Below are 11,666 nucleotides of genomic sequence, written 5' to 3' on the forward strand. Positions count from 1 at the left end.
TTGTGATTATGAGTACGACTAAATCGGAATGACTAAGCGGCAATACCCAGTAATGTCGTGGTGATATAGAAATAAATGAGTAGCCCTGTAATATCAACAAAGGTAGTGATCGCAGGACTTGCTACAACGGCTGGATCTAATCGACAGGATTTAGCTATTAAAGGTAAGGTTGCGCCAATAACGGTCGCCGTAAGTACTTGCAGAAACAAGGCCAATGCAATCGCTGAACCTAATAATGTTAAGGTGATATTACCCGGCAGTACCGCGCTACTTGATAGAAACTCGACTTTGACGAAAGAAGCGGCTGCTAATGCTAAACCGATCAGACTAGCGATTTGTAACTCCTTCCAGACAACTGCTAACCAGTTTTTAACTTTTAATTCCCCTAATGCTAGGGATCGTACAATCACGGTAGCTGATTGGCTTCCAGCGTTACCGCCTGTGTCTGCAATCATAGGCATGTACAACGCGAGTATTGTTAATGCCGCTATCGCGTCATCATAACTCTGAATGATCATACCTGAAAAAATGCCGATAGCAGCTAAACCCAAAACCCAAATGATTCGTTTACGCACATGATCAATTACCGACATATCAAGATAACTTGGTTCGTCTAGGCTACTTTGAATCCCCATCTGTAAATTGACGTCTTCCGTTTGCTCAACTTGCATCACTTGTGAGGCTTGTTGCCATTGAAATAAGCCAACAGGGTGTCCACGTATATCGATAATAGGTAGGTATTCTGAATTGGCAATTTGTAGTTGGCTGACTGCATATTCTTGATCTTCACCAACATGGCAAGGCTCAACTTGTAATGCAATATCTGCTAATAACAGGTCCTCATCATGCTGAAGCAGTGTGTGTAATTCCAGCAGCGCATAATAGCGTCCATACTGGTCAACAAGCATTGCCACTTTAGCATTGAGGTCTTTGTTCATCGACTTAACGTGGTTTATAGTCTCTGCAACTGACATATTATGATTTAGCAATAGAGGGGAGGTTGGTGATATCACAGAAAAGACGGGGCTGCTGGCCGTTGCTAATAACTCGATATCGGCAAGTAGCCAAGCGGGTAATAGTTTTTTTAAATCAATATTATCTAATGATAATTTCTTTATTTGATAATATTGATTTAAGGTTTTATTACTAAACCAATGACGTAGTTCCTCGATTGAATTATTTGTTAAAAATGAAATTAATTTATGCTTCGTTTCATTATTCCATAATTCAAATGGATGATTAATTTCATTATTTAATGTTAATGTGTTTTTATTGTTTATGAGCGCTGTATTATTGGACATGATTAGTCCTCCAATATAATAGGATTAAATATTTTATAATGTGAATAACAGCGATTGCGGGGATATTTTATTGTGATTTATTTTAACTGAACGTATTAAATATTATTTCACATACCACTACACATCGCATTTCTGGAACAGTAGTAGACTAGGAGGAATGTCGATTTCCATTTACTTTCCTATATATCAATTGCTTACTTTATTTACTTTCCTATATATCAATTGCTTACTTTATTTATGGCTGTGATGATTTGGGTAATAATTGTTGATTATTACAATATAGCCAACCTGTAAACACAGTTGATGATTCAATATAATATTTATTAACACTGACGATTAAAAAATCGTAACGAAGCATTAATTATAATGAGTTTAATTCGTCTAATCATGATGGGTATTTAGATTATGGACGTTTTATATAATGAGAGAGGTATAAATAGAGGGAGGGGGGGGGATTATTTACTATCCAACATCTATATATAGGCTCTCCTACAATGATCGCTTTCCATGTTATTTCCTTTGCTTGATTAATTCGAGCGGATTGTAAGTTTTATGATACTTTAAGTCAATATTGAAACTGTGTCTTTACACTAAATATCATTAGCTTATATATCTGTTCATCTTGGTGTTCTATATTACCGTTAACCGCAGAGGACTGAGAGCAGCGAAAATCCAGCGAGTAGCTGGATCTTGGCTTGTTGGGTATAGTCATTATTCTTCAGGGTAGATTTTATCTTTGAACTCACACAGATCTTCAATTATGCAAGAACCACAACGCGGCTTACGGGCGATACAGGTATAACGACCGTGTAAGATCAACCAATGATGTACATCTACTTTAAACTCAGCTGGAATTACTTTAAGTAACTTTTCTTCTACTTGGTCTACGTTTTTACCCATCGCCAGTTTAGTACGATTCGATACTCGGAAAATGTGTGTATCAACAGCAATTGTAGGCCAACCAAATGCGGTATTTAATACCACATTTGCAGTTTTACGACCGACGCCTGGCAGTTCAACTAAGTCTTCAAGACTTTCGGGAACCACACTGTTGTGTTTCTCTATTAATATCTGGCAGGCTTTAATAACGTTATTGGCTTTCGAGTTGTATAAGCCAATGGTCTTAATATAGGTCTTTAGCCCTTCAACACCTAAATCAAAGATAGCCTGAGGTGTGTTAGCGACTGGAAATAGTTTATCCGTGGCTTTATTGACACTCACATCGGTTGCTTGCGCCGACAGTGTTACAGCTACAAGTAACTCAAATGCTGAAGAGAAGTTTAACTCAGTTTCAGGATGGGGGTTATTATCACGCAGACGCTCTAAAATGATGCGGCGTTTATCTTTGTTCATGCCTTTATCCTATAAAAAGGCCATGCTGATCGTAAATCAACATGGCTTAAGTAAGTAGTCTTAATTATCGGTTATGGTAACGGATTAATAGTTAATTAGTCGTTGATTCGGTTGCTGTTGTGGATTCAGCATCATCACTTATTTCAACAATAGGCTGCGCTTTACGACGTTTATCCAATTGGTCGTCAATTACATGTTTGAATGCCATCAAAAAGCCCATGCCAATGAATGCGCCTGGTGCTAAGATCGCCAATAAGAAGCTGGTATCGGCATGGAAAACTTCAATGCGTAATGCACTTGCCCAATCACCTAATAGCAAGTCCATCCCGTCAAATAAGGTACCTTGACCGAGCACTTCACGGATTGCACCTAATACGATCAACACACTAGCAAAACCCAGTCCCATAAAGAAGCCGTCAGCAGCAGAAGGTAATACTTTATTGCGTGATGCGAATGCTTCAGCACGACCAATAATAATACAGTTGGTTACAATCAACGGAATGAAAATACCAAGGGATTGATATAATTCATAAACGTAGGCATTCATTAATAACTGTACCGTTGTTACAAATGAAGCAATGATCATCACGAAAATGGGAATACGTATCTCTTTCGGTACGTATTCACGTATTAGTGAAATAGTAATGTTGGATGCCACAAGTACTAATAAGGTTGCGATGCCTAAGCCCATAGCATTGGTAACGGTTGCTGTTACAGCAAGTAGGGGACATAGTCCTAATACTTGTACTAAGCCAGGATTATTTTTCCATAATCCTTGGTAGATAATATCGCGATATTGGCTCATGATTTACTCCAACAAGAAGGCGCGCTGTTTAAATTAGAAAACTGTTCTGACTGATAAAATGTAAGGATATTTTTCACTGAACCTACCACCGCTCTAGGTGTAATTGTAGCACCAGTGAACGAATCAAAGTCACCGCCATCTTTCGTTACAGCCCAAGTATGCGCATTTTCTTTGGTTAAGGTTTGATCAACAAAATCATCTAGCCAATTAGACTTTCGGTATTCAACTTTGTCACCTAATCCGGGAGTTTCATTGTGACCAAGAATACGTACACCGGTTACTTTACCTATGGTATCTATACCGACAACAAGCTTAATATTACCGCTATAGCCCTTGGGTGCAATACCTTCGATAGCATAACCGACGAGTTCATTATTCTTGGTTGCAGTGAAGATACGTTGTGGTTCTGAAGAGCCTAACAGTGCTTCATTTGTCATTAATTTACAGCTTTGAAATATATTGTTGTCATGGGCATCTTCAGGTAATAATTGATTAATAATTTTCAAAAGCTGAGTTTGTTCTTGCTCTGCAATACGATCTTTTGTGACAGCATTGGTGATGGCTACAACAGAGGTACAAGCTAAGGCGAATATGGCCAGGATCGCACCATTTTTTCTCATTGATACTAACATGGTGATCTCCTATTTATGACCGTATACACGGGGTTGAGTATAATAATCAATTAATGGCACACACATGTTGGCGAGTAAGACTGCAAACGCCATTGCGTCAGGGTAACCGCCCCAAGTTCGGATAATATAGATTAATGCGCCGATTAATGCGCCGTATATAAGGCGGCCTCTTGGTGTTGTAGATGCTGATACTGGATCCGTTGCAATAAAGAATGCACCTAACATAGTTGCCCCTGAGAACAGGTGGAATATTGGCGAACCAACAGAATCTGGTTCCCACAGGTAACCGATGAAACTAATGGCAAACAAGCCACCTAACAAGCCAACTGGGATGTACCAGAGGATCGCGCGTTTACTCATTAAATACACGCCGCCAGCAAGAAAGGCTAAGTTAATCCATTCCCAACCTAAACCTGATAACCAACTAAATTGATCTTTGGTTTGTATTTCTGCAACGGTATGACCCATTGCCAGACCTGTTTTTAAAGTATCAAGCGGGGTTGCCATCGTGATGCCATCAATGTTTTGCATCAGTTGATGTGCAGTATGTCCGTCGAGGGTCACGCCAGCAAAGATAACGTTGAATACATCCCATAATGATAATTCATAGCCTGTAATTTCACTTACTGGTGGCCAGGTGGTCATTTGCAGTGGGAATGATACAAGCAGCATCACATAAGCGACCATCGCAGGATTAAAAATATTTTGACCTAATCCACCATAAAGGTGTTTGGCAATACCGATCGCAAAGACTGCACCCATGATACTTATCCACCAAGGGGCGAAACCAGGAATTGAGATACCGATTAATAGACCGGTTAATAAAGCACTGTTATCTTGTACTCGACTGAGTATGGGTTGTTTACGTAATTTCAGGATCACAGCTTCAGTCACGATGGCTGCAAAACAAGCCAGGACGATATGAATCAGATTACCGGCACCAAAAAAATACCACTGTGCGGCAATGCCTGGAATTGTAGCTAAAATAACGGTACGCATCAGTTTACTGGTGCTGCTACCACTGTGATTATGGGGAGAGCTTGCTAATCTAAATGCCATGTTATTTGTCACCAAGTTGGGCTAGTTTTTTTGCTTTCGCTTTTGCTATCGCCGCGGCAATAGCTGCTTTTTTCTTATCAACAGGTTCGGTTGTTTGAACTGTGTCACTTGCATCATTTATTTCTACAGATACAGGGTTATCAGCTGTTGTCACTGTGTTTGCTTGAGCAGCAAGCTTTTTCGCTTTGGCACGGGCGATTGCAGCAGCAACGGCAGCTTTCTTGGCATCAACTGCAGGCGCTGGTGATTCAGGTTCATCAGCCGTTGTTGTCACTGTATTTTCTTGAGCGGCCAGTTTCTTTGCTTTGGCACGGGCGACGGCAGCAGCAATGGCAGCTTTCTTGGCATCAACTGCAGGCGCTGGTGATTCAGGTTCATCAGCCATTGTTGCCACTGTATTTTCTTGAGCGGCCAGTTTCTTTGCTTTCGCACGGGCGACGGCAGCAGCAACGGCAGCTTTCTTGGTATCAACAGCAGGCGCTGGTGATTCAGGTTCATCAGGCGTTGCTGTCACTGTGTTTGCCTGGGCAGCCAGTTTTTTCGCTTTGGCACGGGCGATTGCAGCAGCAACGGCAGCTTTCTTGGCATCAACATCAGGCGCAGGTGATTCAGGTTCATCAGCCGTTGTTACAGCTGTGTTTGCCTGAGCAGCTAGTTTTTTCGCTTTCGCACGGGCGATTGCAGCAGCAACGGCGGCTTTCTTGGTATCAACAGCAGGCGCTAGTGATTCTGGTTCATCAGCCGTTGTTGTTACTGTATTTTCTTGAGCAACCAGTTTTTTCGCTTTCGCACGGGCGATTGCAGCAGCAACAGCGGCTTTCTTCCCATCAACAGATGGCGCTATAGTTGATTCGGCCGCTTTTTTGGCCTTCGCGCGAGCAATAGCATCAGCAACCGCCGCTTTTTTAGCTTCAATTGCTGGACTTGTCGTGACCGCAGTTGGTTGTGCACTTTCAGCTTCACGTTTTGCTTTCGCTGCGGCTTTTCTCGCTTTACGCTCAGCAATTACAGCTGCATTGTCTGGAACAGCAGTACCTGAGTCATTTGAAGTGGCGGCTTTCTTCGCTTTAGCACGTGCAATTGCATCTGCAACAGCAGAACCTTTACTTGCTTGGCCATCGGCTTGCTCGGCAGCTTTGGCTTTTTGGATACGTTCCATTGCCGCTTTAACGGGATCTTCACCTGTTGTAGCTTTAGCTGTGGCACGACGTTTTTCAGCAGCGTCTTTTTGGCGTTGTTCGCGTTGTGCTTTCTCTAAGGCTAAGCGTTCGTTACGTTTTTCAAAACGTTCTTTGGCAATGGCTGCAGCAGCAAGTTCAGCATCGCTTTCGCGGACCTCAACTTTAGCAATACGATATTGATGCACAAGCGGGATCTGGCTTGGGCAAACATAACTGCATGCGCCACATTCAATGCAGTCCATCAGGTTGTAATCTGCTAACTTTTTAACGTCTTTAGCTTGGCTGTACCAATGTAATTGTTGTGGTAATAGATCAACAGGGCAGGCTTCGGCGCATTCACCACAGCGAATACAAGCATCGGCATCTCTGACTTGTGGGATCTCATCTTTAATTGGCGTTAAAATGCAGTTACCAGTTTTGGTTAATGAAAATTGTGCGTGCGGCAAGGTGAAGCCCATCATCGGGCCACCATAAATAATGGCCGCCGCTTTTTTTTCATTACATTCAAATTCGTTAAGCAGTGCTTTAATCGGTGTGCCAATCAAAGCTTGTACATTACGTGGCTGTGGAAAGGCTTTACCTGTTAACGTCACGATACGGCTTAATAGTGGCTGACGATCAATAATCGCTTGTTTAACCGCATAAACGGTACCGACGTTTTGCATCACGATGCCAGATTGTGCTGGGATCTGACCTTTGCTGATTTCTTTACCGGTTAACATTTTAATGAGCTGTTTTTCACCGCCATTCGGGTATTTTGTCGGTACTTTATGCACGACAATGTCATCGTTTAGCTTAAGCTTGCTGATCGCGCTTTCTAACGCTTGTGCTGCATCAGGTTTATTATCTTCAATACCAATAACACAAAGTGCAGGGTTGATCATGTGACGTAATATTTCAATACCTTGAATAATATCGTCAGCACGTTCACGCATCAATACATCATCAGAAGTAATGTAAGGTTCACACTCTGCTGCATTGATTAATAAGAATTCGATCGGTTGTCGGTCGCTTAATTTAACGGCTGTGGGGAAACCTGCACCACCCATACCAGCAACGCCTGATTGGCTAATATGTTGCTGTAATTCTGCCGTTGATAACTGTTTATAATCTAACGCTTGTTGCGCAGGTATTGCATCATCTAATTGATCACAAACAAGCTTGATCGCAATTTCAGGTGTTGCTGATGGGTGAGTACTTGGGTACTGGGCTATATGTTCGATTACGCCTGATGTAGGGGCATGAACTGGCACCGTCATAAATGAATCTGACGCTGTTAGTGGCTGACCTTTTAGAACGCGATCGCCGACTGCGACTATGATTTTACCGCTTTGGCCAATATGTTGCTTAACAGGGATAATAAGGTGTTCAGGAATACTTGCTGTAGTAATCGCTAAGCTTGTAGATTGCGTTTTGTTTTCTTGTGGATGTACACCACCAAGATAGCGCCACAGTTTACCATTTTTGATTTGTTCGATTAATGACATCATGTGACCTATTTAATATTGATTACTGGGATAGAATCTAGCTGCCATTTCCAGGCAGTTTGTACTGGTTCCATCACGATACAATCGGTCGGACATGGTGCGACACATAATTTACAACCCGTACAAGCATCAACAATCACAGTGTGCATTGCACGTGTTGCACCTGCAATTGCATCAACAGGGCAGGCTTGGATACATTTAGTGCAACCAATGCAGTCTTCTTCAATAATACGAGCGACCAGTTTAATACTGGCGTCGTGTTCTTGCTCTGCGATTGGTTTAACTTCAACGCCCATAATATCGGCAAGCTTTTCAACGGTATCAGCGCCACCAGGCACACATAAATTTACTTCTTCACCGTTAGCAACCGCTTCAGCATAGGGTTTGCAACCAGGGTAGCCACATTGGCCACATTGTGTTTGTGGTAACTCTGCATCGATCTGTTCAACGACAGGGTTACCTTCAATTTTGAAACGAATAGCAGCCCAGCCGAGGCCCAGCCCAAACAAAGCGGCGAGAATAACAAGGGTAATAATTGCAATCAGAATAGTAGTCATAGTTATCAATAGTTAAAGTTTAACCAAGCCCGTGAAGCCCATGAACGCAAGTGACATAAGACCTGCAGTGATCATAGCGATTGAAGTACCCTTAAAAGGGGCCGGGACGTTTGCAGCTGCGATACGCTCACGCATAGCAGCAAATAATATAAGCACTAATGAGAAACCGACTGCAGCACCAAAGCCATACACAGCACTTTCGACAAAGTTATGTTTTTCATTAATGTTTAGTAATGCCACACCAAGTACAGCGCAGTTAGTCGTGATCAACGGTAAGAAAATACCTAACAAACGATAAAGCGTAGGGCTGGTTTTATGCACTACCATTTCGGTAAATTGCACAACCACGGCGATCACTAGAATGAAACTGAGCGTTCGAAGATATTCTAAGCCGAGCGGCGTTAAAATATAAGTTTCGACGAGGTATGAAGACATTGCTGCGATGGTTAATACAAACGTTGTCGCAAACGACATACCTATTGCACTTTCTAATTTACTAGAAACACCCATAAATGGGCATAGACCCAAAAATTTAACGAGCACAAAGTTGTTAACAAGCACAGTGCTTACAAGCAGTAAGAGATATTCGGTCATGATGAAGTAATACAGTTACTATGGGAGGCTATATTATCGGGTATCTGTATCATTGTTACAATAGAAAAGTCGTAAATTGATAACGTAAAAAGGCTAATAATCAATTAGTCTCCATACGTTATCTTGGGTTTCTAGGCTTTAACTGGCTATTTTACTGAGCGGGGCAGGTCTTGCAATGAGATAACCTTGAATTCCGTCGACGTGCATAGATTCAAGTAATTGTTTTTGTGCTAACTCTTCAACACCTTCTGCAATGACCTGGCAGCTCATGCGATGGGCGACATCGACAATCATGCGCAAAAATTGTTGGCTAGCATTATCGTCAGTAATTGATTTAATTAAGCCGCTGTCTATCTTAATATAATTTGGTTTCAGTTCTTTAAACAACTTGAATGAACTAATGCCGTGACCAAACTTACTGATTGCAGACCGGCTACCGACACGACGTAGCATATCAATGACGCGTTTACTCGAGACGATATTTCGTTCTAATATGACTTCATCTATTTCGAAAACAAGGTTGGCTGCAATATTAGGTTCACGTAACAACAGCCGCTCCAACCAGACGATAAATGCGCTACTTTGTACAGAATGCGAGGTTAAATTCACCCCCCAGTGACTATTACCATCCATTTGGGTGCGGCTATTACTGATAATATTTTCAATGATGAGTTGATCTAATTTGACGGTATAATCTAAGCGTTGTGCCATCGCAAATAAGGTGTGTGTAGGCAACATCGAATTATTACTACCAATAAAGCGGGTATATATCTCTTGATAGTTTTTCATATTGCGATGAATTGGCTGCACCGGTTGGCTTAGTAGCATCAGACTACGCTTATTGATGATATCTTCTATCACATCCTGCCAGTAAGCTTGCCCTTGATTATCTTGCTGGCTATCTTGTTGTTGGAAAGCCCAATAATTTGGACCTTCAAGTTGCGCTTTGGCTAATGCCGTATCTGCACGAGCCAGTACTTGTTCGGGGTGATGGCCTGAATGAATGGTGGTTATGCCAATATAAGCGACATTTTCTAATTCATGCAGCGATTGATATTCGTCTAAGTTGGCTTTGATCTCTCGCGCTAATTTATGTGCGACTGCGGCCGTCATATTTGGAATTATAATCGCAAAATCAGGTCCGGAAACACGGTATAACTGGCTATCCGGATAGCGTTTAGTGCATTGCTTCAGCATATTGGATATATCTTTTAAATAACTATCCCCGAGTTGAAAGCCGCTGTGCTTATTGATATGCCCTAACGCAGACGCTCGCACTAACGCGAGGATGGCCGACTGAGATTGTTTTTTCTCGGATAAAATATCCACAAGCTCACCACGAAAATAAAACCGATTGTATAAACCAGTTAAATTATCCATGTTGATTTGTTTTGATAGTGCTTCAATTTCATCGTGTTGGCTTTGTAATTCTTTATGATGCTCGGCTTTATGTTGAGCTAAAAGACGCGTTACAGCTGGAAATGATGGGTGCTTTGGTTTTGTGGTATTACCGATTTCAAGCAAAATGTTTTTTTCTAAACGTACGAATAATCGTTTAACTGAGGCTAGGCATAATAAGTAAGCGATCAAGAGTGAAATAGTAAAAGTACTTAACAGTTGGATCACGACATTATCTTTTTCACTGAACCTTAACTTAAACTTATAACTAAATAAGTCAGTCGCCCCTGAAAAATTTTTCGCTAACTGCGGAAAGATAAGTTGGATTAGAGTGGGGTAGTTGAAATTGGATTTCCAACTTGAAGATATTGATTCTGTTTGAATGAATAGCTGGCTTAACGCGAGGCTGTCTGTCAGTAATTTGGTATTATCATCAGTAATTGCATCAATCGTTATCTTTTGACTTAATGCATCATTAACCGCACTGCCTTGAACTGCCAATGATGAGTTTAATGAGTTATAGCTGAAACCTAATGCACTGAACATCATGCATAAGAAAACAAATGTGATAAAAAGATTGCAGCGAAAATAATCCGTCATTTTCATTATCCCTATAGTATTTTTTACATCCCTGTAGTGGCTAGGGTACCTTGTTTAGGTATATAAAAATACGTATAGGTGGAAAGGGATAGAGAATATGAGATAGGGGACACTATTTTTATCGTAAATGAAAAAAGACCCAGTTATGTACATAACTGGGTCTTCGTTCTTTAATTAAAAAGAATTTGGCTCCCCTTGCTAGACTTGAACTAGCGACATATGGATTAACAGTCCACCGTTCTACCAACTGAACTAAAGGGGAATAAATTGTGTGCTTCTGTTGAAGCTAATCTGTTGAATAACACTTCATAGGTTATTTCAATATAGTCTTATTCTTGACTTAAACAAATTGGCTCCCCTTGCTAGACTTGAACTAGCGACATATGGATTAACAGTCCACCGTTCTACCAACTGAACTAAAGGGGAATAAATTGTGTGCTTCTGTTGAAGCTAATCTGTTGAATAACACTTCATAGGTTATTTCAATATAGTCTTATTCTTGACTTAAACAAATTGGCTCCCCTTGCTAGACTTGAACTAGCGACATATGGATTAACAGTCCACCGTTCTACCAACTGAACTAAAGGGGAATTATTCTTTTTATAAACAGCTATGTAATAAACCGTTTAGGTAATATGGCTCCCTTTGCTAGACTTGAACTAGCGACATATGGATTAACAGTCCACCGTTCTACCAACT

General features: G+C 41.2%; 9 protein-coding genes and 3 tRNA genes. All 12 read right to left on the reverse strand.

Going from position 1 to position 11,666, the window contains the following annotated elements:
• Positions 1-32: 32 nt before the first annotated feature.
• Entirely contained in the window at positions 33-1,301 is a 1,269-nt protein-coding gene (locus tag JFU56_RS11400) for a magnesium transporter (RefSeq protein WP_198437401.1), read from the reverse strand.
• A gap of 711 nt (positions 1,302-2,012) precedes the next feature.
• Complete coding sequence (gene nth / locus JFU56_RS11405) at positions 2,013-2,654, reverse strand: endonuclease III (RefSeq protein WP_198437402.1); 642 nt, start codon at positions 2,652-2,654, stop codon at positions 2,013-2,015.
• A gap of 91 nt (positions 2,655-2,745) precedes the next feature.
• The gene (locus JFU56_RS11410; protein ID WP_198437403.1) at positions 2,746-3,459 is read right to left on the reverse strand and encodes an electron transport complex subunit E; all 714 of its coding nucleotides are present in this window, start codon (positions 3,457-3,459) and stop codon (positions 2,746-2,748) included.
• Positions 3,456-4,091 (reverse strand): electron transport complex subunit RsxG, encoded by a 636-nt coding sequence (gene rsxG / locus JFU56_RS11415; protein ID WP_198437404.1) that lies wholly within the window; start codon positions 4,089-4,091, stop codon positions 3,456-3,458. Before rsxG ends, JFU56_RS11410 begins: the two co-directional genes overlap by 4 nt.
• 9 nt (positions 4,092-4,100) lie before the next feature.
• Positions 4,101-5,150: an electron transport complex subunit RsxD gene (gene rsxD, locus JFU56_RS11420; protein ID WP_198437405.1), complete on the reverse strand. Its 1,050-nt coding sequence runs from the start codon at positions 5,148-5,150 to the stop codon at positions 4,101-4,103.
• 1 nt (position 5,151) lies between these two features.
• The gene (rsxC, locus tag JFU56_RS11425; protein ID WP_306341624.1) at positions 5,152-7,818 is read right to left on the reverse strand and encodes an electron transport complex subunit RsxC; all 2,667 of its coding nucleotides are present in this window, start codon (positions 7,816-7,818) and stop codon (positions 5,152-5,154) included.
• Between the two features lie 8 nt (positions 7,819-7,826).
• Positions 7,827-8,375 (reverse strand): electron transport complex subunit RsxB, encoded by a 549-nt coding sequence (gene rsxB / locus JFU56_RS11430; protein WP_198437407.1) that lies wholly within the window; start codon positions 8,373-8,375, stop codon positions 7,827-7,829.
• Between the two features lie 12 nt (positions 8,376-8,387).
• Positions 8,388-8,969 (reverse strand): electron transport complex subunit RsxA, encoded by a 582-nt coding sequence (gene rsxA, locus JFU56_RS11435; RefSeq protein WP_019443296.1) that lies wholly within the window; start codon positions 8,967-8,969, stop codon positions 8,388-8,390.
• A gap of 138 nt (positions 8,970-9,107) precedes the next feature.
• Positions 9,108-10,967: an EAL domain-containing protein gene (locus JFU56_RS11440; RefSeq protein ID WP_198437408.1), complete on the reverse strand. Its 1,860-nt coding sequence runs from the start codon at positions 10,965-10,967 to the stop codon at positions 9,108-9,110.
• Positions 10,968-11,153: 186 nt separating this feature from the next.
• Positions 11,154-11,229, reverse strand: a tRNA-Asn gene (locus JFU56_RS11445).
• 88 nt (positions 11,230-11,317) lie between these two features.
• Positions 11,318-11,393 (reverse strand) — tRNA-Asn (locus JFU56_RS11450).
• Positions 11,394-11,481: 88 nt separating this feature from the next.
• Positions 11,482-11,557 (reverse strand) — tRNA-Asn (locus tag JFU56_RS11455).
• Positions 11,558-11,666: the final 109 nt, after the last annotated feature.

The organism is Moritella sp. F3, assembly GCF_015082335.1.
GTDB lineage: Bacteria > Pseudomonadota > Gammaproteobacteria > Enterobacterales > Moritellaceae > Moritella.

Bases quoted from the DNA above. Each gene is read 5' to 3' on its own strand.
- rsxD (WP_198437405.1), bottom strand. From the start codon at position 5,150: ATGGCATTTAGATTAGCAAGCTCTCCCCATAATCACAGTGGTAGCAGC.
- rsxB (WP_198437407.1), bottom strand. From the start codon at position 8,375: ATGACTACTATTCTGATTGCAATTATTACCCTTGTTATTCTCGCCGCT.
- JFU56_RS11410 (WP_198437403.1), bottom strand. From the start codon at position 3,459: ATGAGCCAATATCGCGATATTATCTACCAAGGATTATGGAAAAATAAT.
- rsxA (WP_019443296.1), bottom strand. From the start codon at position 8,969: ATGACCGAATATCTCTTACTGCTTGTAAGCACTGTGCTTGTTAACAAC.
- JFU56_RS11400 (WP_198437401.1), bottom strand. From the start codon at position 1,301: ATGTCCAATAATACAGCGCTCATAAACAATAAAAACACATTAACATTA.
- JFU56_RS11440 (WP_198437408.1), bottom strand. From the start codon at position 10,967: ATGACGGATTATTTTCGCTGCAATCTTTTTATCACATTTGTTTTCTTA.
- rsxC (WP_306341624.1), bottom strand. From the start codon at position 7,818: ATGTCATTAATCGAACAAATCAAAAATGGTAAACTGTGGCGCTATCTT.
- nth (WP_198437402.1), bottom strand. From the start codon at position 2,654: ATGAACAAAGATAAACGCCGCATCATTTTAGAGCGTCTGCGTGATAAT.
- rsxG (WP_198437404.1), bottom strand. From the start codon at position 4,091: ATGTTAGTATCAATGAGAAAAAATGGTGCGATCCTGGCCATATTCGCC.